This is a genomic window from Devosia epidermidihirudinis, assembly GCF_000971295.1.
GTDB classification, from domain to species: Bacteria; Pseudomonadota; Alphaproteobacteria; order Rhizobiales; family Devosiaceae; genus Devosia; species Devosia epidermidihirudinis.
Genome location: NZ_LANJ01000016.1, coordinates 506,765 through 531,335, shown reverse-complemented (window position 1 = coordinate 531,335; position 24,571 = coordinate 506,765). Strand labels below are relative to the sequence as shown.

The 24,571-nt window shown below is 59.2% G+C and carries 20 protein-coding genes; 11 read left to right on the top strand and 9 right to left on the bottom strand.

From position 1 onward, the window contains the following. Window positions 1–161 precede the first annotated feature (161 nt). The gene (locus tag WH87_RS10855) at window positions 162–1,580 is read left to right on the top strand and encodes a glucose/sorbosone family PQQ-dependent dehydrogenase (protein WP_052726422.1); all 1,419 of its coding nucleotides are present in this window, start codon (window positions 162–164) and stop codon (window positions 1,578–1,580) included. Between the two features lie 43 nt (window positions 1,581–1,623). Here WH87_RS10855 and WH87_RS10850 read toward each other — a convergent pair whose 3' ends face one another. The 5 genes from WH87_RS10850 to WH87_RS20195 form a co-directional block, all read right to left on the bottom strand. Beyond that, a complete protein-coding gene (locus WH87_RS10850; protein ID WP_052726423.1) occupies window positions 1,624–2,352 on the bottom strand; it encodes a creatininase family protein in 729 nt (242 codons plus the stop codon). After that, window positions 2,349–3,005, bottom strand: a complete 657-nt coding sequence (locus WH87_RS10845; protein ID WP_052726424.1) for a glutathione S-transferase family protein — start codon at window positions 3,003–3,005, stop codon at window positions 2,349–2,351. Before WH87_RS10845 ends, WH87_RS10850 begins: the two co-directional genes overlap by 4 nt. 2 nt (window positions 3,006–3,007) lie before the next feature. After that, window positions 3,008–3,790 carry an amino acid ABC transporter permease gene (locus WH87_RS10840; protein ID WP_046139147.1) on the bottom strand — a complete coding sequence of 261 codons (783 nt, stop codon included), beginning with the start codon at window positions 3,788–3,790 and terminating at the stop codon, window positions 3,008–3,010. A 2-nt stretch (window positions 3,791–3,792) separates the two neighbouring features. Further along, a complete protein-coding gene (locus WH87_RS10835) occupies window positions 3,793–4,614 on the bottom strand; it encodes a transporter substrate-binding domain-containing protein (protein WP_052952322.1) in 822 nt (273 codons plus the stop codon). Window positions 4,615–5,054: 440 nt separating this feature from the next. Next, window positions 5,055–6,860, bottom strand: coding sequence for a M10 family metallopeptidase C-terminal domain-containing protein (locus WH87_RS20195; protein ID WP_052726426.1), 1,806 nt, complete (start codon window positions 6,858–6,860; stop codon window positions 5,055–5,057). Window positions 6,861–7,363: 503 nt separating this feature from the next. Between WH87_RS20195 and WH87_RS10825 the strand changes: the two genes are divergently transcribed. Then, complete coding sequence (locus tag WH87_RS10825; protein WP_046139148.1) at window positions 7,364–8,425, top strand: 2OG-Fe(II) oxygenase; 1,062 nt, start codon at window positions 7,364–7,366, stop codon at window positions 8,423–8,425. 3 nt (window positions 8,426–8,428) lie between these two features. On the opposite strand, the gene WH87_RS19040 is transcribed toward WH87_RS10825, so the two are convergent. Both WH87_RS19040 and WH87_RS10815 read right to left on the bottom strand, forming a co-directional pair. Further along, window positions 8,429–9,472, bottom strand: a complete 1,044-nt coding sequence (locus tag WH87_RS19040) for a glycosyltransferase (protein ID WP_197410781.1) — start codon at window positions 9,470–9,472, stop codon at window positions 8,429–8,431. A 159-nt stretch (window positions 9,473–9,631) separates the two neighbouring features. After that, window positions 9,632–10,870, bottom strand: coding sequence for an O-antigen ligase family protein (locus tag WH87_RS10815; RefSeq protein WP_052726428.1), 1,239 nt, complete (start codon window positions 10,868–10,870; stop codon window positions 9,632–9,634). A gap of 610 nt (window positions 10,871–11,480) precedes the next feature. On the opposite strand from WH87_RS10815, the gene WH87_RS10810 reads away from it, so the two are divergent. The 6 genes from WH87_RS10810 to WH87_RS10785 all read left to right on the top strand — a co-directional run bounded on the left by WH87_RS10810 (window position 11,481) and on the right by WH87_RS10785 (window position 18,473). Continuing rightward, window positions 11,481–12,917, top strand: a complete 1,437-nt coding sequence (locus WH87_RS10810; RefSeq protein WP_197410780.1) for an MFS transporter — start codon at window positions 11,481–11,483, stop codon at window positions 12,915–12,917. Window positions 12,918–13,374: 457 nt separating this feature from the next. Then, window positions 13,375–14,415, top strand: coding sequence for a LacI family DNA-binding transcriptional regulator (locus WH87_RS10805; RefSeq protein WP_197410779.1), 1,041 nt, complete (start codon window positions 13,375–13,377; stop codon window positions 14,413–14,415). A gap of 157 nt (window positions 14,416–14,572) precedes the next feature. Further along, window positions 14,573–15,625, top strand: coding sequence for an ABC transporter substrate-binding protein (locus tag WH87_RS10800; protein WP_046139151.1), 1,053 nt, complete (start codon window positions 14,573–14,575; stop codon window positions 15,623–15,625). Between the two features lie 75 nt (window positions 15,626–15,700). Then, the gene (locus WH87_RS10795) at window positions 15,701–16,810 is read left to right on the top strand and encodes an ABC transporter ATP-binding protein (protein WP_052726429.1); all 1,110 of its coding nucleotides are present in this window, start codon (window positions 15,701–15,703) and stop codon (window positions 16,808–16,810) included. After that, window positions 16,810–17,658, top strand: a complete 849-nt coding sequence (locus tag WH87_RS10790) for an ABC transporter permease (RefSeq protein ID WP_046139152.1) — start codon at window positions 16,810–16,812, stop codon at window positions 17,656–17,658. The genes WH87_RS10795 and WH87_RS10790 overlap by 1 nt, the downstream gene beginning before the upstream one ends. Next, window positions 17,655–18,473 carry an ABC transporter permease gene (locus tag WH87_RS10785; RefSeq protein WP_046139153.1) on the top strand — a complete coding sequence of 273 codons (819 nt, stop codon included), beginning with the start codon at window positions 17,655–17,657 and terminating at the stop codon, window positions 18,471–18,473. Before WH87_RS10790 ends, WH87_RS10785 begins: the two co-directional genes overlap by 4 nt. Window positions 18,474–18,587: 114 nt before the next feature. Here WH87_RS10785 and WH87_RS10780 read toward each other — a convergent pair whose 3' ends face one another. Further along, window positions 18,588–19,247, bottom strand: a complete 660-nt coding sequence (locus tag WH87_RS10780; RefSeq protein ID WP_046139154.1) for an RraA family protein — start codon at window positions 19,245–19,247, stop codon at window positions 18,588–18,590. A gap of 33 nt (window positions 19,248–19,280) precedes the next feature. Further along, the gene (locus WH87_RS10775; protein ID WP_245622375.1) at window positions 19,281–20,984 is read right to left on the bottom strand and encodes an IlvD/Edd family dehydratase; all 1,704 of its coding nucleotides are present in this window, start codon (window positions 20,982–20,984) and stop codon (window positions 19,281–19,283) included. 228 nt (window positions 20,985–21,212) lie between these two features. On the opposite strand from WH87_RS10775, the gene WH87_RS10770 reads away from it, so the two are divergent. The 3 genes from WH87_RS10770 (at window position 21,213) to WH87_RS10760 (ending at window position 24,369) form a co-directional block, all read left to right on the top strand. Beyond that, window positions 21,213–22,073: an amidohydrolase family protein gene (locus WH87_RS10770; RefSeq protein WP_046139156.1), complete on the top strand. Its 861-nt coding sequence runs from the start codon at window positions 21,213–21,215 to the stop codon at window positions 22,071–22,073. 37 nt (window positions 22,074–22,110) lie between these two features. After that, window positions 22,111–23,109 carry an AraD1 family protein gene (gene araD1, locus WH87_RS10765; RefSeq protein ID WP_046139157.1) on the top strand — a complete coding sequence of 333 codons (999 nt, stop codon included), beginning with the start codon at window positions 22,111–22,113 and terminating at the stop codon, window positions 23,107–23,109. A gap of 186 nt (window positions 23,110–23,295) precedes the next feature. Further along, the gene (locus tag WH87_RS10760) at window positions 23,296–24,369 is read left to right on the top strand and encodes a LacI family DNA-binding transcriptional regulator (protein ID WP_046139158.1); all 1,074 of its coding nucleotides are present in this window, start codon (window positions 23,296–23,298) and stop codon (window positions 24,367–24,369) included. Window positions 24,370–24,571: the final 202 nt, after the last annotated feature.

Below are 24,571 nucleotides of genomic sequence, written 5' to 3'. Positions count from 1 at the left end.
CACCGCTTCACATTGACACAGCTTGATAATTTCTCATAGTCCGCGAAGGCCATCAGGTGGGCAAAACACACTTTCCTGCTCACCAAGCCTGAACTGCCGCGCCGGGACTGAAAGCATAACGAGATGCGCCCGGCAATGCATGTGAAATTAGGGTAGAACTAATGAAAAACCAAAAGACTAATCAGCGTCTGCGCATGACGACCGCAATCCTTGCCGTCGCAATGGGTACGCTTATGGCTTCAGCTCCGGTATTGGCGCAGGTCAATCCTGTGGAGATCGCCAACGGCCCCGCTGAGAAGTTTTCCTCGCGCGTTCTGACCACGCAGCTGGAAAACCCATGGGCCATGGTTTGGGGTCCCGATGACAAGATCTGGGTCACCGAACGCACCGCAGGTCGCGTTACCCGCGTGGACCCAGTGTCGGGCCAGAAGTTCCCACTCCTGACGATCGACGAGGTCTTCACCGGCATTCAGCACGAGGGCCTGTTCGGCCTGGCGCTGCACCCAGAATTCATGAAGGACACCGGCAACGACTACGTCTATGTTGCCTACACCGTCAATGACGGCACGGCCGAGGCGCCTGCGCCAAGCGCCAAGCTCGTTCGCTACACCTACAACGCCACCTCCGAGCAGCTGGAAGAACCCCAGGTTCTGATCGAGGGCATTCCTGCTGGCGACGACCACAATGCCGGTCGCGTCGTTATCGGCCCAGATCTCAAGATCTACTACTCGCTCGGCGAGCAGGGCCGCTACCGTCGTCCGGAAGGCGACCCAATCCGCGCGCAGATCCTGCCGACCCAGGATCAGGTTGATGCCAAGGACTGGTACGCCTATTCGGGCAAGGTGCTGCGCCTGGAGCTTGACGGCTCCATTCCATCCGACAACCCGGAAATCGAAGGCGTGAAGAGCCATGTCTTCACCTATGGTCACCGCAACCCACAGGGTCTGGTCTTCGCCAGCAACGGCATCCTCTACTCGACCGAGCATGGCCCTGCCAGCGATGACGAGCTGAACATCTTGGTGCCCGGCGGCAACTACGGCTGGCCCAACGTTTCCGGTTATGTCGACGATCGCGCCTACAACTACCCAGCATGGCACGAGGCTCCAGCTGACCTGCCACGCAACTCCGCCTCGACCAGCCAGGTTCCGACCACTGCCGAGTCCGAGTTCAAGGGTGAAGTTGTCGAGCCAATCGCCGCCTACTTCACGGTGGATGACACGACCTCGATCTGCGGCTTCATCTGCAGCCCGACCATCGCGCCCGGTAGCGCCGCTTACTACGTCGCTGGCGAAAACGGCATTGCGGAATGGGACAACTCGATCCTGATCCCAACCCTGAAGCATGGCGTTGTCTATGTGCAGAAGCTGTCGGAAGACGGCCTCAGCGCTGAAGGCCTGCCTGTTGCTTGGTTCAACACCCAGAACCGCTACCGCGACATCCTCGTCGCACCCGATGGCGTTTCGGTGTTCGTTGCCACCGACGCGTTCGGTTCGGCTGCCGCCAAGTACGGTGAAGAGCTGGCAACCGGCATCCTGCACAATCCAGGCGCCATCCTGCTGTACACCTACCAGGGCCAGTAAGCTCAGGTCTCGAACGGCGGGCGCAAGCCCGCCGTTTTCATTTCTACGCCCACAAGCCAGCGAACTCGTCTGCACACGCTTGGCTGGCCAATGTCAGCAGCTGCTCACCATGCTCAGGCCGCGCGAGGCCCGAATGGGAACCAACGCGCCCATCAGGGAATTGCCGGCGGTGCTCATCGGGCGGGCCGTGGCGGTCGCCTGCATGGGCGACAATGAACTCAGCTGTCAGCGGTTCGGGAGCCGGGATCGCCGGGTGATCAACGATGCGGTGGGTGTGTTGAGTAATGGCGACTTCGGACGGTGTTGCATGCATGCCCTCCCATGAGCCGTACAGCGCGTCGCGCAGGGAACGCACTGACTGGAAGTCCCACCAGGATCGAATGTGAATGTCGAGGGCGCTTTGCGCAGCAGCGACACGTCGCAGCGGCTCAAGATTGGCGCCATGACCGTTGAGCACGTAGACCTGCCTGAACCCGTGATGGGCAAGCGCTGCAAGGATTTCGGTAACCAATGCGGCGAACACAGGTTCAGTGACCGAGATCGTGCCGGCAAACCCCATATTGAAGGGGGCAGGCGTATAGGCCAGCACCGGCAACACCAGCCCGCCACTGATCGCTCCGGCCCTCTGCGCCACCGCCTCTGCGCATAGCGTATCCGTGCCGATGATCCCGAGAGGACCATGCTGCTCGGTGGAGCCAACAGGCAGGATCACTGCCTTTGACTTCAGAAGATAAGCGTCGATCTCCTCCCAGGTGCTCAGGTCCAGTCTCATGTTTGGGATCCAAGGGCTGCCGCCGCCCATTGTGTTGTGATGGCACGATAAGGCGCGAGAACTGCTGCCACCGCAGGCACCTGATCAAGCGATTGCTGATAGCGCCGGATAGGGTCCGGCCAAACAAGTGCCGCCCTCGTCGCGGCAGCAATAATGTCGATTGAGGCAAAGCTGACGGGATATCCGAGATCAGCCATAGACAGCTCTGCTCCACCGAGCAGCGGCGACGGCTGAGCAATGCGGCCCAGAATAGCAAGGCGAGTATTGATGCGCTCGACCAGATCGTCGGCAGGACGCCTGCCTTCACCAATTGATGGAAAAAGCGCGCGGACTGCGGGCTCAAACGCCGTATCGTGATAGCGCGAGAGTGAGCGGATTTGGGCTCGTTGGAGGGGGACGGATGGCAGCAAGGGCTGAGCCGGATAGGCTTCCTCGAGGTATTCGACGATCGCTTCGGAATCCACGATCAGAGCGCCATCAACTTCCAGCGCAGGCACCGAACCTTGTGGCACAAGCGATCGGTAGGCATCGCTACGATAGCCGCCGTCCGGCGCGACCTCTTCCCAATGCAACCCCTTGTGCAACAGGGCGATGCGGACCTTGGCGGAGTAGAGACTGCCGGGCGTAGCGTGCAGGCGCAGATTTGTACTCATGGTCAGCGCCCGTTCGTGCGCAGGCGCAGTTTCACTTCAAGGCGACGCACCAGCCAGGAAATGATCAGGATCAGCACGAGGTATTCGGCGACGAGGAAGGTGTAGATTTCCAGCGGGCGATATTCGACGAGCGTCAGCTCATTGGCCCGACGCGTCAACTCCTGCAGGCCAATCACCGATACCAACGACGACATTTTGAGCACATAGACAAACTGGTTTCCCAGGGCCGGCAGGATTGCTCGGATAACCTGCGGCAGGACCACCAGACGCATGGTGCGCACCGGTCCCAGCCCCAGACTGCGGGCAGCTTCTGGCTGCCCCTTGTCGAGCGATTGAAGGCCGCTGCGGAAGATCTCCGAAGTGAAAGCAGAATCCGATATCGCCAGGCACACGAGGCCGGTGGTCAGGACGTCAAACTGCACGCCGGTCAGGATCGGCAGGCCATAAAACACCCACAGGATGAAGACCAGAATCGGAATGGCCCGGAAGACTTCCACATAGCTGCGCGCCGCCAGTCGTAGCGAGCGCCAGCGTGCAAAACTCAACAGCGCAATGCCGATCCCCAGGGCCATGGAGATCAACGACGCGGCGACCGAAAGGCCGACCGTCGTGCCAAAGCCCGCCAGCAAGAACCACAGATTCTGCTGACCACGCACATCAAACGGAGACAGGATGTACCAGCTCCACGTGTAGTTGGTGCTGGTGCAGCCGCTCACCATGAGTCCGAGGATAACGGCAGCTGACAGGGCAAGCACACGGCTTGCCCTGGTCTTGGCTCGCGTCATGCTCAGGCCTTACCGAGCCACTTCGCGTCGAGCGCGGCGTAGAAACCCTCGATGCGGCGCAGGGATACCCAGGTGTTGATGAAGTTCAGCCACACAGGATCGTTCTGATCGACGACATAGGCAAAAGGGCGCTTGTTGCGCTGCTCGGCGCTCGGCACCAGAACCTTCAATTCCGGATATTTGGCGACCAGTGTTGCAGCTTCGACATTGGAGGTGATGGTCACGTCAGCGCGGCCAGACAGCACCTCCTGGAAACCCGTCGCAGGGGACTGCACGGCCTGAATGGTTGTGTTCGGGAAATGCTGGCGCGCCTGATCTTCGAAAACGGTGCCTTGGCTGACGGCAACACGAACGCCCGCCTCATTGATGGCGGCCCAGCTATTGAAGCGGTCTGCGGCGGAAGCCAAGCCAAGCGGCACGGTACCTGCCTCAGTATAGGGGATTGAGAAGGCGGCAACGCGTGCGCGCGCAACGCTGACAGACGCACCCGAGAAAATGTCGAACCGATCAGCGGCAATGCCTGTGGTGATGGTTGCCCACTCTGCCGACACCCATTCAATCTCGACCTTGAGGTCCGCCGCTAGAGCCGTCACGGCCTCAATATCATAACCCTGATAGCTGTTGGTCGCGGTGTCGCGGAACGACATGGGGTTGAAATCGCCTGTCGTGCCGACACGCAATACGCCGCGTTCCAGGATTTTCGCCAAACGTGAGTTGTTGGCCGGAATATCGGCCGCTGCGGGCGCCTGGGCCGCAACCTGGCTAGCAATGCCGAGGCCTGCACCGAGTGCAACGGCTCCAAAGATGTCGCGTCTATTCATCATGCGTCTCTTTCATGGGATGGGCTATCCGAACAGGGAAGCGTGCAGCGCAAAGCGCCCCGCCGGACGGCTTGGTTCACTGTCGAATGGGATGAAAATCTTGATCGAGATGGCTGCGCTTGCCGAGAACGGGCGGCGGTAGCCCCAGCGCGGTCTTCGCCATCTGAGCCGGGGCGTCCCATAGCGGTGAAGCGAGCGTCATCTGTGTGTCCATCGGGCGATGGATAGTGTCTATAAATTCAGTAGAATTATTACAACCCGCTGAATTTAAATGACTTTACATTCGCAAGATTATTCTTATCCCAACACATCTGACGCGAAATGAGTTCTGCCAAACGGGTGCCGCACGAAACGGCGCAGCTGTGATTCTACGCAGTGGGACCCTGCCCACGCACCACGAGAGCGATAGGCCGGAGGCATTGCTGCCACCGGCCTGAGGTTTGTTAGAGAATGAAATCGCCGGCGGTCAGCGGGACGCGGCCGGTCAGCTGGATTTCAAAGTCGTGGATGCCATCGCCATTAATGTCACCCTGAACGATGGTGCGGTTCTGGGCGGCTTCGTAGTGCCACGCCAGCTCACCCGCCGTCTTGGTGAAGGCCTGATTGTCACCAGCCAGGAAGCTGAACGCTTGATCGCCCGAGAGCTTGGTATTGGCGTCGATGGCGGACAGATCGATCTTGTCCTGGCCGCGCGTGAAATCAGTGATGATGTCACGGGTAGCCCCATTGGTGCCCATTTCGGCAACGGATTTGAACAGGAACACGTCATTGCCGGCACCCCCGGTCATGACATCCCGACCAAGGCCGCCATAGAGCACGTCGTTGCCGCCGCCACCGTTGAGGGTGTCGTTACCAGCCTGACCATCGAGATACTCATTGGCCGCCGTGCCCACGAGCTTGTCAGCACCGGAAGTCCCGGTGATCTTGAGCAGCGTATCGGTTGGTGGGACCGAGGTGTCTGGCACCGATGGCTTGCCACCCGACCCAGACCCAACGCCGATGAAGTCGCTGGCCTTGAGGTTCAGCACACCCTTGAGTTCGATTTCGAAGTCGTGGATGCCGTCACCATCAATGTCGCCCTGCACGATGGTCTTACCGGACTCAGTGTGCCAGGCCAGCTCACCAGGGGTCTTGGTGAAGCTGCCATTATTGGCGGCGATGAAGCTGAACTCCTGATTGCCGGCAAGCTTGGTGTTAGCATCGATCGCCGAAAGGTCGATCTTGTCCTGACCGGGCGTAAAGTCAGTGATGATATCACGCGCGCCCGGCTTGTTGCCGATCTCGCTGGCACTGCGGAACACGAAGATATCGTTGCCCGCACCGCCGGTCATGGTGTCAAAGCCGGCTCCACCGATAATGGTGTCGTTGCCGCCACGGCCATCGATGATGTCGTTGCCACCCTTGCCGTCGATGACGTTGTCCTTGTCATCACCGGTCAATCGATCCGCCCCATCAGTGGCCGTAGTTGACCCAGGTGGAGGTGTTGTTGGCAACTCGGTGGGCGGTGTGCCTGTATTCGGCCCCTGATTGCCCAACTGGGCTGCCAGAGCCGCCCCATCGTTCACATTCCCCGAATAGACCGGGTTGGCGGCGGCGAAGTAGGTGTAGCCATACGTCCCCTTGCCCATGTGGTTGTTGGTGACGGTGACATTGTCTGTCCCGTGCCCATCAAGGCCGGTGACATAGATGGTGTAGCCACCACCGGTGAGGAGGTTGTTGTTGACGACCACGTTCGAGGTGCGGCCAAAATAGTCGTCGATCATCACAGCTGACGTCTGATCGTGATGATTGATAACCGTATTGTGCTCGATCCGGATGTCGGAGACGCCACCATCGATCTGGATGCCGTCATAGTGGGAACTCGCCGGCCCACCGAGATCGTGGATGTAGTTATCCTGGATCAACACCTTGTCGCCGGTCACGTTGATGCCGTCACCCACGCCGGAAATGTCATTGCCGATAAACGTCCCCTGGCCGAAAATGCCCTGCCCGCCGGAATCCTTGCCGTTGATGTCATTGTTTTGAATGACGGTACCGGTGACGCCGGGCGCAATGCGGATCACGGCGAAGTCGCTCGAGGTCACCTTGCTGTTCTTGATGGTGACGTTGTTCGCCTGGATGTTGATGGTGCCCTGGATATCGAGGGCATCGATCACCGTCCCTGGCTTGGTGATGGTGATCGAACCGGACTTGGTGAGGACGACGCCATCCGGCACGCCAGTGTTTGTTGCATCTGGCCAACCTGCCATTTGATGTTCCTTTTGATGGTTAACACCGGATGGGGTTTGACCATCAAATTGGGCTGTCGAGTGGCTAAATAACGGACAAACCCGCTCAATTCCGCCGCAATTGAGCGCGCTCCAAAATACCAGAACGGCAAACAACTGAGGCACCATAATTAAGCAGATGTCCTGTCAGATGTACGTCCCTCGATTATTTTCTTAGCGCCGCATGAATTTCGGGGACATAGCGACATATGTGACCGATCAGCAACACTATGGGCGGAGACCCCCACAGAACCGGGGCGCTATAGCTCAAAAGGACTACTGAGTCCGCGTCGATATAACCCCTTTGATCTATCGTGTTGCTGTTGAGCTATATTTTCGCTGATTGCGGATGACCCTACGCTTTGTAAGTCTGAGAGGCCCGTCGAAAGAGGCATGAAATGTGGCGAAGCACGGACACAATTGGTCGGTGCGTTTGCGGCGCATGTTGGCGGTTCGAGCGTTGGGCGACCCACAATGAGGTAGCGATGTCGACCCTTGAGGTTGGAGATCCGGCGCCTTGGTTCTCGGTTCCGCAGTCTGCTGGCGCGGCCCGCGTGGTTCTCGACGAGTTGGCGGGACGCGAGGTCGTGCTGTTGTTTTATGGCCGTTCAGCGAGCGCAGACGCCGAGCAGGCATTGAGCGCCTTCGCGCGCCGGGGCGATCTCTTTGGAGGTGACGGGGCCACCGTGATCGGTCTGAGTGCTGGATCTGGGCCACAACTGAGTTTCGAGAATAGGCCCGGGTGGCACTTTGGTCAGGACCAGAACGGCGACCTGGCCAAACGCTATGGCGTGGACGGCGCAAGCGGTCCCTCTGCAAACCGATGCACCGTATTCGTGCTGAGCCCTGCGCTGCAGGTCCTCGCGGTAGCGAAAGGGGCGGAGCAGATTGCGACGAATGTCTTGCCCTTGCTTGAGGCCCGACAGAAACACAAGCCACAGGCCCATGACGCGCCAGTGCTGATCCTGCCAGGAGTGTTCGATGCCGGGCTTTGCGCGCGCCTGATCGACATGTATGAGGCAGAGGGTGGGCGCGAGATCGGCGTGGTGGAAAGCGCGGGCAAGGTGGCCGAGCGGTTCGATCCCACATTCCGCAAGCGCCTCGACTGGTACATCTCCGATGAGCAGACCGTGCAACATTGCCGGGATTTGCTGGTGCGGCGGCTGCTGCCGATCATCCACCGGGCGTTCCAATTTCGCACCACACGAATCGAACGGTACCTCGTGGGGTGTTATGAGGCGGCCGCTGGTGGCCATTTCCATGCGCACCGGGACAATACCGCGCCCCCTGTGGCGCATCGGCGATTTGCGGTGACCATCAATCTCAACAGCGACTACGAGGGCGGTGATCTGGGATTTCCCGAGTTTGGCCCGAGGACCTACCGCGCTGAAGTCGGTAGCGCCGTGGTGTTCTCCTGCTCGCTGCTGCATGAAGTCACAAAGCTGACACGTGGCACCCGCTATGCGTTCCTTACCTTCCTTTATGACGAAGAGGCCCAGCGGGTTCGGGACGACTATACCAAGAGGATGGCCGCGAGCGGGCGCTGATGGTCAGAGATGCTGCGCGCCTTCGAGGGAATGGCGCCGTCCAAGGCGTTCGACGAAGGCTAGCGCCCGGCCGGCGCCCAGCTTGTCATAGGTGAAGGCCTGAGCGTCCAGCGTGATCCGCTTAGCGTATTGCTGGCGCAGCTCCGCGTCTGACACCAGCGATGACATGGCCGCGCTCAGAGCGTCGGCTGCGCCGGCCTCGACGATAATGCCGTTGACCCCGTCCTTGACCAGACGGGCGGCGCCCATTGGCGTGGTGATGACGGGCAGGCCGCAACCGCCTGCCTCGATGGTCACCTGTGGCCCGCCTTCCTCGATGGTGGGGAAGACGAAGACGTCGTGCGAGCGATAGAGCACGCCGATGTCTGGCGTGAAGGGGAGGCGTTGTACCGAGCCGCTGGCCACGGCATTGGCAACCAGTGACTCAAGCGCGGGTTCGACATTGCCCACCAGGGTCAGCTCGGCACTGCCTACGACCTTGGTCCATGCCTCGAGCAGTGTCGGAACGCCTTTGCGCACGCTGATGGAGCCGGCAAAGAGGAAGCGGACCGTGGGCCCCGCCCGTTCGGGCTCGGCGATACCCATGGGGCCATAACGCTCTGGCGACCAGCCGAAGCTGGTCGAAAAGATCCGCTCGGGGTGCACACCGGCCCGGATCAGCGAGGCCTCGCAGGGAGCGTTGGAGGCACAGACCAGATCGTAGAGCGTAAGTTCCGCATTCTCATCCTCGACCCCCGCGTCTGTGATCAGATGCGCGGGCGGCAGACCCACGCACTCATAGGCGGCATCGAGCGCGGGCTTGGCAGAGCCGAGCGCGGTGTTGATCATCTCGCGCACGGTGAAGATGCCGAGGCCTTTCGCCCGTTTGACAAGATCATGCGGCACACCAGGCCAGAAATAGGCGATCGTTGTCTCGGGATCGGCCTGTTCCAGCATCCGGGTGAAACGATGCGCCACCCGCGCCTGACTACCATCGGCCACCATGCGCCAGGGCAACATTGTGCGGGGCCAGGGCAGCGCCGAGACGACCTCGACATTGTCAGCCAAGGGGCGTCGGCTGCGCGGCAAGACCAGCACCGGCGCAACAGGCGTATCAGAAAAACCCGCGAGGATACTGGCACAGCTTTGGGGCCAGCCCACTCCTGCATAGGGCATCGCGCAAAAGGTGAGGCATTTGAATATGCGGGCCGTCTGAAGCATGCCGATCTACCGCTGTCGCGCCGGGATAACGCGCCGCGGCCTGAGGTTGCGTTGGCACGCTGGCATTTCCTCTGACTCGTGCTCTTCGCCCGTAGCGGTCAGCAGCCATAGTCCGCTGCCGATCATGAAAAAGAAGGCCGTATAGACCTCCCCCCAGAAATCGACCGTCCAGCCCGCAACGAAGAATCCGGCAAGAGCCACCAGATAGGCGGTTCGGCACCGTAATTGTGCGGGGCTCAGCCCTTTGCGGAACCCGACCATGAGAGCGGCGCCGAGATAGACCATCGCCAGAAAAACGCCGGCCAGAATGCCGTGTCGCAACGAGGAGATGATCCAGAACATGTCAACGCTTGAGGTCTGCCCATCCATGCGCGCCCAGTCGCCAAAGCCCACTCCGAACACCGGGTGGGCAGCTATAGACCCCGTACCATAGTTCCAGATCAGCAGCCGCTGCCAGGCCGAGCCCTTATCGAAGGCCACAAGGTTGATCAGGTGCTCGGCGGGTGACTGATGAGAAAAGACCGAGACGAACAGATAGACGAACGCCAGAATGCCCCAGAAAAGCTTCCAGCGCCCGGGGAACCCCTTCAACACATAGTTCCAGCAGACCAAGGCAATCTGCAGTGCCAGTGCCGTCATGGGGCCGCTGGAAAGACTGAAAAAAGCAGCGGCGACGACAATTACCACCATAGCCCCACGCTCGATCAACGGGCGACCATAGGTCAGCACCAGAGCGGTCGGCGCAAAGGCGATGCCGCAGAACACGCCATAGAGGATGGGATGCTGGAACACCGTTTGGGCGCGCCGCATGCCCCAGCGCGGGTCGGACCCGGCGATGTCATAGGTGCGCATCACGCGCCCAAACAGATCCATCAGCACAGGCTGCTTGGTTATGGCTTCCAGGAAAGCGAATGGCAGCAGCAGGGCCATGACCCAGAACAGGGCCCGGCTCAGCGCGTAAAAATCGTCTTCGGTGCGGATATAGACCCGCGCCAGAAAATAGGCGCCAGCGGTTTCGATGAGCAGCATGCCAACCGACTGCACGGCATAACCCGCCCCCTCAATCTGCATCGTGGCGATACCGCACCAGACAATGAACAGCAGCACCGCGATGTCAGGCATGCGGATCGGCCCGGCCTGGCCGCTCGTCCATTTCACCAGACAGGGGACCAGCGCAATCAACAGCACGGCGCGTGTTGCCGAAAGATGCAGCGGCCCTATGTAGAACTGCCAGGGAATGAGCATAGCGATAAGAAACGCCAGCACCGGCAATGGCGGCCAACGCCGCGCAACATGGTTCTGGACCTCTGTTTGTCGGGGCACACGCAGGCCGCGACTGGGTAGGACACGAGGGCGTAACGGCCGTCCGTGCACCCTCGCGCTGCGGCTCCCAATATCGCCCGGAGAGAACGATGACATCCTGCCAGCCCTTGTTCTGTAGACCGCTGTCAGCGCCCACAAAATGAGAGCGCTCCATACGACAGAACAACCCTATCGAGGGCCACTACTGGCACCATTACCTGATCGACTTAGCGCCATATCCGCTTGAGCTAACTTGCGTCCAGTTCCGCAAAATATGTCTGTCACGCGAGGCATCAACAAAGCGGAGCATCGGCAAAAATAGTGGTTCTGCCGCCGGCAGCAATTTGCTAAAGCACCATGCATTGATGCCCGGCTCGACCGGGCATTACACACTGCCGAAAAAGAGAAATTGCTGGTTGGTTAGTCCAGCACTCGTTCCGACGAGCTTTGTCGCTGTCTAGCGATCCCATGGCGCCATTTCATTTGACCTTAGGGTCAGTGGTAAGGCGCGGGGTCGTTTGATCGACCTTCGCCTGCCTGTGCGGAGTTCGAATTGCAAAATACATCCCCCCAAACCATGCCTGGCGCAAAGGAATGGCTGATCCTCGCCACGGTTGCCCTGGTGCAACTGATCGTCGTCCTGGACGGCACCATTGTGGCTATCGCCCTACCCCAGGCGCAGCTTGACCTCGGCCTCAGCAATGCTACGCGATCCTGGGCCATCACCATCTATGCATTGACCTTCGGCAGCTTGCTGCTGTTGGGCGGCCTGCTCGTCAGCCGCCTTGGCATGAAGCGTGCGCTGATGGTCGGTCTCATCGGCTTTGCCGCCAGCTCCGCCTTCGGCGGGTTGGTGCGCCATGGCGGCGAGCTGATTGCGGCGCGTGGCTTGCAGGGCATTTTCGCTGCCCTGATGGCACCCGCCGCATTGGCCATCCTGACAACGTCGTTTTCGTCTGGCCCGGGCCGTAACATCGCCTTCGCAGTCTTCGGTACCTGTGCCGGCATCGGTGCGGCCATCGGCCTGTTGATGGGTGGCGTGTTGACCGAGTTTGTCAGCTGGCGCTGGACACTGCTGATCAACGTGCCAATCGTGGCGGCCATCGTGATCATGGGCTCGTTCACCCTGCCCAAGTCCGCGCCGCTGACCGGCAAGCGCATCGACGTTCCGGGCGTTGTGCTCATCGTCGCGGGCCTGGCCGCGCTGGTTTATGGGCTGACGCTGGCCGAACATGGATGGACCGCTCCAGAAACGCTGGCCTTCCTCGCTGTCGGCATTGTGCTGATCGCCGCCTTTGTGGTCGTGGAAAGCCGGGTGGCCCATCCGCTCCTGCCGCTGCGTGTCATTACAGACCGTGTGCGTGGCACGGCAATCTTCGTTCAGGCCATCGCCGGAGCGATGATGATCGGAACCATGCTCTATCTCGCGTTCCACCTGCAGTTGGTGCTGGGTATGCCCCCATTCATGGCCGGTCTCGCCACCATGCCGCAGACGCTTGCAACACTGATTGTCGCCGGTTTTGGTGTGCGCTTCCTGGATCGTTTTGGCCCCAAACCTTTCTTGGTCGGCGGTCTCTTGATCACCGGGCTTGCCTTGCTGCATCTCTCGCAGGTCTCAGCCGACGGCAGCTATGCCGCGCAAGTTCTGCCGGCGCTGATCATCTCGGGTATCGGGATGGGTCTTGTCTTCATGCCGCTGCAGAACGTCGCCATGCGTGGCGTCGAGCCGGCTGATGCCGGGGTTGCGGGCGCGGTGCTCAATGCAGCCAGCCAGGTGGGCGGCTCGGTGGGCCTCGCAATCTTCACCTCGCTCGCCTCCATCGCGGCAGCAGGCGGCAACGATGCCGGCGATCTGGTCGCCAGCCATGCGGCGGTATTCTGGGTCTCGTGCCTAATGATGCTGGGCACGGCGGTAGTAGCATTCTGCGTACTGCCCCGCGGCATCGCCAAACAATCCGGCCCCGATCACACGCCAATCGCAGTGCACTAACTAAACTCACTTGCAGGCCGCCGCATCGCGCCGGCCTGCAGACCCTATGAAGGCCCCCTAAGGTCGGCCACGTTGCTCCCCCTGCTCTACGATGACGCTGCTAACTTGGTCGCACTTCAACCAAAAGGGCGCGAACCGGTGATTGCAATTGCGTCTCAATGGAGCTTTTGGCGAAATTTCCTTCGAGCAGCAGGAATAACGATGCCTTCCGTCTCTACCCGCACGTCCGGATAGACGCTGGTAGTATCTAAGCCATCATCCTGTACCACTAGAAAAGCGAAGCTTCAGGGCCGCGTTGCCGCCAAAACGGTCCGCTGCCTCCAGAACCAGGGCTGAGTTGCCTTAACACTTCAGCCTGTATTACTAAAAAGGTATGGCGCTGGATTGTAGACCAAAACTTTTACGTTACATAAAAGTACAGCTGCTGATGAGCGCGCATGGCCACGAAGGTTTTGTCATGAATGAGACGTCGAAGTTCAAGAAGCGCGTGACCATAAAGGAGGTGGCTGCGGCGGCAGGCGTTTCACCTATGACAGTGTCCAATGTTGTAAATGGACGTTTCAAGTTCGTGAGTGATGCCACCCGTAAGGTCGTCGAGAAAGAAATCTCGCGACTCAACTACCGGGTGCAAGAAAGCGGGCGAGGCCTGAGGGTCTCCCATCGGCGGGCTGCCGGCATCCTTATCATCGATGAAACAAAGTCATTTCTTTCGGATCACTTCAACTCGCATGTTGTGGCGGGATTGAGCAATTCGCTCAGCCTGTCCGGATATACACTAACCGTTCAAGGGATTTCGCTTGAACACTTCGGCCAATCTCACGTGATGCATAATCTGTCGGTAGATGGGCTATACGTGATCCTGTCAGGCAGCCGCGACAAACGCGAAAAAGTCATTGAGGACTTGCGGCGGCTGGATCAGCCCATCGTGCTGTTGCAGGAGACATATCGCCCGATCGACGGGAACATCTGTGTTATTCGGCAGGACGATCAACTCGGAGGGCAGATGCTTGCCGACCACCTGGCAGCGCGGCGGCGCGAGCGGTTCGTCATCATCAAACCACAGACGGATTGGCCAGCGATCGAGGCCCGGGTGGACAGCTTTTGTACCCAGATCCGCAAGCTTAATCCAAACGCAAATATCAGCATCCTCAACTCGCCTGACGAGAGCTTCGATGCTGTACAAGCGACCCTTGCAGAGCATCTTGCCAACTCCCCGCGACCGGACGCGATATTTGGAGCAAATGACCGCCTGGCGATCGGTGCGATGCTGATGCTGCAGTCTCAAGGCATTGCAATACCAGACGAAATATCTGTCGTTGGATTCAATGGATTTGAATCGCGCCGCTACGCGCGTCCCTTGATTACCACCGTAATATCGCCCGCCTACGCGCTGGGTGAAACTGCTGGAAAGGTCATGATAGACCGCTTCATCAAGGGTAGTTTCGAGCAGAACGAGATCGTCTTGCCCGTGTACCTGGAGCCTGGCGAAACGACGTAGGATCGAGCAGCTTCCCCGTCGATCTGTCCTGATGATTCAACCGCAGAGGTGATCTGTTCACTGCCGCTCGATCGGCGTCACTGGATTCTCGTTGACAGAGTTTAACGTTAAATGTCAGCTATTGTACATTCGACTATTTCAAACGGGGAACTGGAATATGAAGAGATTCATTCGTCAGACGACCATCGGTGCGGCCGCCTGCCTTGCCATGATCGCGTCTCACGCCGTGCAGGCCGAGCAGCTTGTTATCGTCACGTCGGGGGGCGTGTTCGAAGAGGCCATGCAGAAGCATTTCTACAGCGCTTTCACCGCTGAAACCGGCATCGACATTATTCCAGTCGCCTCCGGCCTTGGTGCGCAGTGGGCCAAGGTCCAGGCCATGGCAACCTTGCCTGAAGCCGAGTGGGACATTGTCACCGCTTTGCCGCACGACAATTTCGCAATGACGGATTATCTGATCCCAATCAGCTGTGATGACCTGTCGAACGCAGCTGAGTTTGCGTTTGAGGGCACCTGCATGGGCCATGCAGTAACCCGCACCTGGGGCGCAAACGTTCTTGCCTGGAACACAGATGCCTTCCCAGAAGGAAAGGCTCCTCAGACCTTTGCCGACTTCTGGGACGTCGAAGCTTTTCCTGGTCCGCGCGCCCTTCCTGACGCGAGCTATTGGTCCTCGGTACTGGTTGCAGCACTCATCGCTGACGGCGTTCCGCCAGAAGATATCTTCCCCATCGACGCCGACCGCGCCTTTGCCAAGCTGGAAGAAATCAAGCCGCACATCTCTGTGTGGTGGACGACCGCCGATCAGTCCCAGAACATTCTGCGAACCGGCGAAGTCGTGATGTCCCTGATGGGTTCGGGCCGCGCTTCAACCCTGATCAAAGAAGGCGAGCCCGTCGCGTTCACCTGGAAGGGTGGCGTCAAAGATATCGGCATGTGGGCTGTTCTCAAGAACGCACCACACAAGGAAGCTGCGCTCAAGTTCATCAACTTCTTCCTCGCAAACCCCGCTATTCACGTCGCATTTTCGCAGGACTTTCCCTTCGAGACACCAAACCGTCTGGCGACTGATCTGCTGAGCCCAGAAGAGCGCGCCTCGCGCGGTGGCGATCCAGCCAATCTTGCCGTGCAAATCACACCCGACTGGAAATGGGTCGCTGAGAACGACGCCGAAATGCGCCAGCGCATGATCGAGTTCCTCAGCCAGTAATCGGACCCGATGCCGGGTCGTCACGCGGTCCTATCGGGCCGCGTGACTGTTTGAATTATCCTAGAATAGAAAGGCATGGCCATGTCCAATATGGGCGCGACAGTGCGTGTCAGCCAACTTGTCAAAAGCTATGGCGAGCACGTCACTGCGGTTGATAACGCCAACTTTGAAGTCCGCTCGGGCGAATTCCTGTCCATTCTGGGGCCTAGCGGCTCGGGCAAGACGTCGATCCTGATGTGCCTGGCAGGCTTTGAAGTGCCCACAGCCGGGCGCATCCACATCGGCGACCGCGATGTGACCGACTTGCCGCCCAACAAGCGTGAGATCGGCGTTATCTTCCAGAAATACGCGCTCTTTCCGCACATGACTGTGCGCGAGAACATCCGTTTTCCATTGAAAATGCGCGGCATGACGCGTGCGCAATCCGACGTCGTGGTCGAAGAGGCACTGGCGACGGTACGGCTCACGGAATTGGCCAATAGAATGCCGGCACAGCTCTCGGGCGGCCAGCAACAGCGCGTCGCTATCGCGAGGGCAATCTCGTTTAGGCCACCGCTGCTATTGATGGACGAGTCCCTCTCTGCCCTCGACAAGAAGTTGCGCGAAGAAATGCAGATCGAGATCAAAGAGCTGCAGCGCAAGCTTGGTCTGACGATCATCTTCGTGACCCATGATCAGGAAGAAGCGCTGAGCATGTCCGATCGTATCGCCGTGATGTCACGCGGTCGGATTGAACAGATTGAAGCGCCCGACGTGATCTACGCCGCTCCAGCCACGCGCTTTGTGGCGGGCTTTGTCGGCGAGTCCAGCCAGATTAGCGGCCGGATTGCAGGAACGACGGAACAGGGTGGGGTTTCAGTGTCTCTCGACGGTGGCGGCTCGATCGACTGCAGAACCGCACCACATGATCGACTTGAAATAGGCGCGCCTGCCACCGTGTATCTCCGTCCCGACCACGTCACCTTGGGCGCAGCTGGCGGGCCCGACACAATGGCGGCCAAAATTCTGTCAAAGAGCTTCGGCGGTTCTGCGGTGTCGGCCATTGGCGAACTCTCGAACGGCACCAGGATCGCCATCCGACTTGATCCCGAAGAAGCCAAAAGCGTTGCGCTTGATGACGTCGTTCATCTCTCGGTGCAGCCAGGTCAATCTATGGCCTTTGCGGCCGAAGAAGGAGGGCGCTGATGGCGCAATCCGACCGCCGAAGCCTTTCAGGTCCCCTCAGCTTTGGACTCGTTCTTCCCCTGCTGATCATTTTCCTGTTCGTGTTCTGCTGGCCCATCATCAAGCTGCTCGGTGTCAGCCTCTTTGACCCAGCCTTTACCCTTGATCACTACCGCGAGGTTTTGGGCAACGACTTTACGCAGGTCATCTTCCTGCGGACCTTCCGCGTTAGCCTCCTGGTCGCAGCCCTTGCACTGCTTATCGGATATCCGATCGCCAACCTCATGCGCTCATCCCCCCCATTCTGGGCCATGGTGATCGGCGCCTGTGTTCTCATCCCACTGTGGACCAGTGTTCTGGTACGAAGCTTTGCCTGGACGGTGCTGCTGCAGCGTAACGGCGCGGTCAACGCCATCCTGCAGTCTCTTGGCATCACCAATGCGCCGCTGTCCCTGCTCTACAATGAGATCGCGGTAATCGTGGCCCAGGCGCATGTCATGCTGCCATTCATGGTCATGCCAATTTATCAGTCGTTGCGGGCCATTCCCGACGAACTGCCACGAGCAGGCTTATCCTTGGGAGCCTCCAATCTCGCAGTGTTCTGGCACATCATCTTACCGCTCTCACGCCCCGGCGTTCTGGCCGGTTTCCTGATGGTGTTCGTGGTGTCGCTTGGTGCCTTCGTCACCCCGGCGCTGATCGGCGGGCCAAGCTCGATGATGCTCGCCACCGCCATCAGCACGGAGATCACCGAAAAGTTCAATTGGGCGCGCGGGGCTACGCTGTCCGCATTGCTCCTAATTGCCGTTGCCGTTTTGCTATTGATCTTCAGCCGCTTCATGCAGCTCAACAAGTTGGAGCAGAAATGAGCCGTTTTTCTCTCAAACGTCTTTCGGTCTCGAGCTTGGTTGCGCGGACGGCAGGCATCCTCGGTATTGTGTTTCTCCTGATACCCACTGTCATCGTGGTTCCGATCTCACTTGGCCCCGATCGCTACCTGCGCTTCCCGCCGCGCGGGTTCACGCTGGAATGGTACAATAAGCTCTTGGGCGATCAGGCGTGGCTTCAGCCGATGCTGTTTTCGGCGAAGATCGCCGTGATGGTCGCCTTGATCGCAATGGTCCTTGGCACGATGGTCGCACTGGCCGTCACGCGGGGACGGTTGCCAGCCAAGAAGGCCGTCACCATGGTCATGCTGGCGCCGATTATCGCACCAGGCATCGTTGTCGGTGTGGCAATGTACCTGATGTTCTCGCAAATGGGCATGTCGGGCTCGATCACGGCATTTGTGCTCGCGCATACTGTGCTGGCGGTGCCCTATGTGATCATCACGGTCTCGGCCGCGCTGGCCACTTCGGACGCTGACCTCGAGCTGGCTGCTATGAGCCTTGGGGCGTCACGCTTCAATGCATTCCGATACGTCACGCTACCATTGATCATGCCCGGGCTGATTGCCGGCGGTGTGTTCGCATTCATCGTCTCGTTCGACGAACCGGTGGTGTCGTTCTTCCTGTCGAGTGTCCATGACAAGACCCTTCCACGGAAGATCTTTGAAGACCTGGAATTCAACGTGTCCCCAGTCGTCGCTGCGGTGTCGACGATCCTGACGTTCGGATCGATTGGGCTGCTGGGACTGGTCGCGGTCTTGCGCCGCGGGCTGTCTCGTGGCGGCTCCGCCGCTTAATCAAGCCAAACCGTAAAAACTCGAAAGGCGCGCCGCTGAAATGCGGCGCGCCTTTTGCAATTTCGGCTCAGGCCTTACGGCCGGGCAGACGTTAGCCCACCCGGCCTTTTTAAGTCAGAGAACGCCGTAGCGCGCATAGACATCGCGCAGATAGTGGCCATTGAGAAGGTCAGCGCTTGAGCGATCTTCGCCTTCTACCTTGGAAAAGGCGACCGCAAGAACTTCATCCTCGCGCTGGTGCGGGATCACCGCGACGCCATCCGCATCGCCAATCAGCAGATCGCCGGGTTGAATGCGCACACCCGCGAGGATCACTGGGACGTCGATCGCCATGATCTGGCCCCGGCCCTTTGAGTCCAAGGGGGCAATGCCGTTGTGATACACCGGAAGCTTGAGCTTACGGATGGTCAGGATATCCCGGACCATGCCGTCGGTGATGCACCCTGCCGCGCCACGGCCAACCGATGCCGTCGAAAGCAAGCCGCCCCATGGCGCGATCCGGTTGGAGCCACCGCAGGCCAGAACGGCAATTTCGTTGCTCTTGAGGTCGTCCACGAGCTTAATTTCAAGCTCATAGGGGTTCACGCCGTCTTCGACTTCGGCCGTCTCGATATACATGCCAGTGCGGGCGCGACCGATCAGGGTCAGCGAGTCATCGAGCGGACGGATGCGCGGAGGCAGGACGCTATTGGCGATTCCGACGACGTCGAGCGCATCGGAAACAACAGCCGCAAACAGCTTTTCGTGGTTAGCGGGAAGAGGCTTCACGGTCATATCAGCAACTTTACTTTGGTTGGGGTGAATGGGTCAGACAGACTTGGCGGGAACGCCATCGCCGCTGCCGCCTACGAGGACGTCGAAATCGACGCCTTTGTCGGCCTGCATGACGTTGTCGATGAAGATGCGCCCATAGCCTCGGTCATAGTGCGGCTTGGGGGCAGCCCATGCTGCTTTGCGAATGGCCAGCTCTTCGGCCGACACATCGAGATGAAGACGCCCGGCATCGACATCGAGTTCGATCATGTCGCCATCGCGCACCAGGGCCAGTGGTCCACCGACTGCAGATTCTGGCGCAACATGGAGAACGACCGTCCCGAACGCGGTGCCACTCATGCGCGCATCAGAGATGCGCACCATGTCGCGGACGCCCTTGAGAAGCAGCTTGCGCGGCAGGGTCATGTTTCCGACCTCTGGCATGCCGGGATAACCAACTGGGCCCGCAGATTTCAGAACAAGTACGCAGCTCTCATCGACATCGAGGTCAGGATCGTCGATCCGCGCCTTGAAGTCAGGCATGCTCTCGAACACCACTGCACGACCGCGATGCTGCATGAGTTCAGGTGAAGCAGCCGATGGCTTGATCACCGCGCCGTCGGGCGCCAGATTCCCGCGTAGCACGGCAATCCCGCCGCGAGGCTTCAGCGGCCGATCAAGCGGGCGGATGACTTCGGTGTCAAAGCACTCAGCGGCTGCCAGGTTTTCAGCAAGCGTGTTGCCGGTCACTGTCAGCGCATCCCCCTGCAAGTACGGAAGCAATTCTTTCATCAGCGCGGGCAATCCGCCAGCGTAGTAGAACTCTTCCATCAGAAAGCGCCCAGAGGGCATGAGATCGAGCAGGCAAGGAATGTCCTTGCCCAACCGGTCCCAGTCATCGAGCGAAAAGTCGATACCTAGCCGCCCCGCCAAAGCAATCAGATGGACAACCGCATTGGTTGAACCGCCGATACCGCCGTTGACGACGACAGCGTTTTCCAACGCGGCCTTGGTGACGATCTTCGACATTTTGACGTCTTGCAGCACCATATCAACGATGCGCTTGCCAGACTCCGCAGCGAGCACGGCACGGCGACTGTCGACGGCGGGAATATTGGCGTTCTGTGGCAGAGCCAAGCCCATCGCTTCGCCCATAGAGGCCATGGTCGACGCGGTGCCCATGGTCATGCAGGAGCCGGCCGACCGGCTCATCGCAGCTTCAGCATCCTGGAACTCGGCCAAGCTCATCTCGCCGGTCTGAAGCATCTCGTCATAACGAATGACATCAGTGCCCGACCCGAGCTGCTTGCCCCGGAAACGTCCGTTCAGCATCGGTCCGCCCGAAACCAGGATCGTCGGCAGATCGACGCTGGCGGCACCCATCATCAGGGCCGGCGTTGTCTTATCGCAACCGGCCAGAAGGACCACGCCGTCGAAAGGATTGGCGCGCAGCGTCTCCTCGACGTCCATGCTCATGAGATTGCGATAGATCATCGCGGTGGGCCGGGTAATTGGCTCGCCGACACTCATCACCGGAAACTCGACCGGGAAGCCGCCAGCCAGCAACACGCCCTTTTTCACATGCTCCGCGAGCGCACGAAGGTGAGCGTTGCAGGGGGACATTTCGGACCAGGTATTGCAGATGCCAATAACCGGGCGCCCGTCGAACATCTCGGGCAGGATACCCTGATTTTTCATCCAGCTGCGTGCGTAGAATCCGTACTTGTCTGGCGTGCCGAACCATTGAGTGCTGCGCAATTTCGACGTCTTGACCACAGTTTACGGGCTCCAGTTGGGGCGATTTGATAAAAAGCTAGCATGTAACGTTAAATCATGTCCATCCCCTCCTCCGGTTGAACGGACTTTTCCTGAGCTAGCGCCTTGTGACAGCAAGAAACTTTTGAGCCCCATGCGCTATCTCTGGACAACAACCCTTGACGGTTCAGCAAACCAAAATGTAACGTTAAATCAAAATGGAGGTTACGCATGATTGTCGACTGCCACGTCAATGTCTTCGACGCCGATCAGACATTGCCCTTGTTCCACTCCCTAACGCCCACCTCGCGCCCAGGGGCCATGGGCCTCGCTGCGGACGCTGACACCCTGTTCGCTGCGATGAAGGACGTCGACAAGGCGATCATTTTCTCGCTGCGCTATAAGGATGCGATCGGCGTCGATGGCGACGATGAGGTGACTGCGCGCGCCGTCGCCAAATACCCTGAGAAATTCATTGGCTTTGCCGCTATGGATCCTCGCCGACCCGACTACATGGACCTCTTGGTTCACGCGATCGAAGACCTGCACCTCAAGGGCGTCAAGTTCGGCCCGATCTACAACGGTGTGTCGCTACTCGACCCTCGGTTGGAGCCGGTCTACGAATATCTGCAGAAGAAGAACATCCCGCTGACCATGCATATGGGCACCACGTTCGGCGCCAATGCCCCGATCAACTATGGTCGCCCGCTTGATGTCGACACCATTGCGGCCCGCTACCCGGACCTCAAGATGGTCATGGCCCATATGGGACACCCTTGGTACGAGGAATGCATCGTCGTCGCGCGCAAGCACCCCAACGTCTACTGCGAAGTTTCGGCGCTCTGTTACCGGCCGTGGCAGTATTACAATATCTTGGTCTGCGCCCAGGAGTACCTGATTACCAAGCGCAACAAGATTTTCTGGGGGACCGACTTCCCTTGGGCCACCGTCCAGGAATCGATTGATGGCCTGCTCAACGTCAACGACCACATCGAAGGCACGCGCCTGCCGCGTGTGACTCAGGACACCATGGATGCGATCCTGCACTCCAATCCCCTCGAGCATTGGTGGCATGGCGGCTATCCCGGCTGATAGCCGTTCCCATACGACCTGATCGGAGAAAATCATAATGCGTGTCATCCAGTTTCTGGACAATCACGACCAGCGTCGCGTCGGCATCGTCGAGGCATCTGACAGTCTGGTTACCCCTCTCGAGGCGGTAACTACCGTGTACGACCTTGCGCAGCAGGCCATTGCTACCGGGCAATCGCTCCAGGCAGTCATCGCGGCGGCTGCAAAGAGTGCAGCTGTCGACTATGACGCGCTTTTGGACAATGAGCGCGTGTTGACCCCGGTCGACCACCCAGAACCTGCCCGGATGCTCGTCACCGGCACTGGCCTGACCCACATCGGCAGCGCTGCAGCGCGCGATCAAATGCATATCGCCATGCACGGCGAGGGCGGCGACGTTTCAGATTCCCTGGCGATCTTCCGCATGGGTCTTGAAGGTGGCAAGCCGACCGATGGGGGCATTGGTGTTCAGCCAGAATGGTTCTTCAAGGGCGTCGGCAGCTGCGTTGTCCCACCGGGCGCTCCCCTGCCTATGCCGGCATTCGCACTGGCCGGTGCAGAAGAGGCAGAAGTCGTCGGCCTCTATATCAATGATCAAGAAGGCGTGCCTTTCCGCATCGGTTTTGCGATCGGCAATGAATATTCCGATCACGTGACCGAGGGCGCCAACTACCTTTATCTGGCCCACTCAAAACTTCGCGCATGCTCGATCGGGCCAGAATTGCTCATCGGCGATCTGCCAGAAGAAGTGTCTGGGTATTCGCGCATCTGGCGAGAGAGTGAAGTCCTTTGGGAAGAGCCCGTCCTCTCCGGCGAGGCGCACATGTCTCATTCTATCGCCAACCTTGAACACTATCACTTCCGCTACAGCATGTTCCGCCGCCCCGGCGACCTGCATGCTTACTTCTTTGGCGCAGCCGTCATGAGCTACGCGTCAGGAATTGAAGTGAAGCCTGGCGATGAATTCGAGATTGATCTTCCGACATTCGGCCGCCCTCTTCGCAACCGCGTGGAGCCAGAGGCAGATCCCGGGCAAGTTATCGTTCGGCAACTCTGATATCTGACGAGCATAAATATTAGGCCCTCGCCTCGAAATCATGGCGGGGGCCATTTGTTTTCCTAATTCATTTCAGGATTTCATCCTCAAGCACGGCCTCATTTTGAAGAGGCAAAGAAGATGCTGCCATGTTATCGGTGGCGCCGTTTCCTATTCTCATCCGACGGTCGGCCAGCAGACATTACCATGAGCGACGATACTCGGGCTGACAAAGCCATCACGATTCACGACGTAGCGCGCGAAGCCGGCGTTTCCGCGATGACTGTGTCGAACGTCTTGAACGGTCGCGGGCGCGTAGCGCCAACCACGGCCGACACCATCCGCGAGGTCGTCGGGCGGTTGGGATATCGCCCTTCCGTGGCAGCGAGACGCCTCCGGCTGTCTCATCAATGGGCTATCACCATGCTCATAGTGGTGGAGGATCCTGACTTCCTGTCCGATCCCTTCATCACGGCCCAGGTCACTGGACTGACCAATTATCTCAATCGGCACTCCTACAGCCTGATCATTCGCGGCATTCGACCTTCGGAGTTTAGCAAGAGTGACTTGTTCCGTGGCTTTGAGGCCGACGGCATCGTGGCTATTTTCTCTGGCGACCTCGCAGAACGCGAACGCTTTCTGACAGCAATCGAGGCCCTCCGAGTACCAATAGTCCTGATGCATGAGTACACCCTGCCGCCGCGTCCGGATTGCATTCGCCTCCGGCAGGATGATTTCAGCGGCGGCCTGCAAATTGGCCGCCATCTTCTGGGTAACGGCATGCGGCGCTTGTGGATGCTGATGCCGGATGCCCATTGGCCCGCGATGGATGGGCGATGGGCAGGAGTAACGTCGGCGGTGGCAGAAGTTCCGGGCGCCGACCTGCGACAGATCAATTGCGGCAATGAGAGCTTTCTGCAAACGCGCGACGCGACAACCATCGCGCTGGAACAGTACGGCACGCCCGATGCGATTGTCGGCGGCAATGACCAACTCGCCGTTGCTGCGATGATGACCTGTGTACGGCGGGGCCTCGTCGTACCAGACGACGTCCAGATCACTGGCTTTAATGGCTTCGATTTTTGGCAATACGTTCAGCCCACGCTGACAACAGTTAAGTCGTCGGCCCACCTTCTCGGCGAGCGTGCCGCGCAGGAGCTTCTGTATCGGCTTCAACACGGTGCTTTTTCCAGCCAGGAGCTCGTTCTGCCTGTGACCCTAGAGGTAGGGCGCTCGACAGCGCAGCTCACACGGCCGCTCAGCTCCGCTGACTTCGACTAAAGACTGACGCCTGAACCATAATCAGAAACCGCGCCTCCCGTTTGACAACACGGAAGAAAGATGTATCGTTAAAGCAGAGGGAGACGAGACAATGATCGTATTAGGTGACGCGCGCCGACGTCGATAAATCGACCGTGGCTTCCGCACTGTCAACCGCCGTATCACGCCCATCCTGCCGGTTGTGATCGCAGCGGAAACGATA

Bases quoted from the DNA above. Each gene is read 5' to 3' on its own strand.
- WH87_RS10855 (WP_052726422.1), top strand. From the start codon at position 162: ATGAAAAACCAAAAGACTAATCAGCGTCTGCGCATGACGACCGCAATC.
- WH87_RS10850 (WP_052726423.1), bottom strand. From the start codon at position 2,352: ATGAGACTGGACCTGAGCACCTGGGAGGAGATCGACGCTTATCTTCTG.
- WH87_RS10845 (WP_052726424.1), bottom strand. From the start codon at position 3,005: ATGAGTACAAATCTGCGCCTGCACGCTACGCCCGGCAGTCTCTACTCC.
- WH87_RS10840 (WP_046139147.1), bottom strand. From the start codon at position 3,790: ATGACGCGAGCCAAGACCAGGGCAAGCCGTGTGCTTGCCCTGTCAGCT.
- WH87_RS10835 (WP_052952322.1), bottom strand. From the start codon at position 4,614: ATGATGAATAGACGCGACATCTTTGGAGCCGTTGCACTCGGTGCAGGC.
- WH87_RS20195 (WP_052726426.1), bottom strand. From the start codon at position 6,860: ATGGCAGGTTGGCCAGATGCAACAAACACTGGCGTGCCGGATGGCGTC.
- WH87_RS10825 (WP_046139148.1), top strand. From the start codon at position 7,364: ATGTCGACCCTTGAGGTTGGAGATCCGGCGCCTTGGTTCTCGGTTCCG.
- WH87_RS10815 (WP_052726428.1), bottom strand. From the start codon at position 10,870: ATGCTCATTCCCTGGCAGTTCTACATAGGGCCGCTGCATCTTTCGGCA.
- WH87_RS10805 (WP_197410779.1), top strand. From the start codon at position 13,375: ATGAATGAGACGTCGAAGTTCAAGAAGCGCGTGACCATAAAGGAGGTG.
- WH87_RS10800 (WP_046139151.1), top strand. From the start codon at position 14,573: ATGAAGAGATTCATTCGTCAGACGACCATCGGTGCGGCCGCCTGCCTT.
- WH87_RS10795 (WP_052726429.1), top strand. From the start codon at position 15,701: ATGGCCATGTCCAATATGGGCGCGACAGTGCGTGTCAGCCAACTTGTC.
- WH87_RS10790 (WP_046139152.1), top strand. From the start codon at position 16,810: ATGGCGCAATCCGACCGCCGAAGCCTTTCAGGTCCCCTCAGCTTTGGA.
- WH87_RS10785 (WP_046139153.1), top strand. From the start codon at position 17,655: ATGAGCCGTTTTTCTCTCAAACGTCTTTCGGTCTCGAGCTTGGTTGCG.
- WH87_RS10780 (WP_046139154.1), bottom strand. From the start codon at position 19,247: ATGACCGTGAAGCCTCTTCCCGCTAACCACGAAAAGCTGTTTGCGGCT.
- WH87_RS10770 (WP_046139156.1), top strand. From the start codon at position 21,213: ATGATTGTCGACTGCCACGTCAATGTCTTCGACGCCGATCAGACATTG.
- araD1 (WP_046139157.1), top strand. From the start codon at position 22,111: ATGCGTGTCATCCAGTTTCTGGACAATCACGACCAGCGTCGCGTCGGC.
- WH87_RS10760 (WP_046139158.1), top strand. From the start codon at position 23,296: ATGAGCGACGATACTCGGGCTGACAAAGCCATCACGATTCACGACGTA.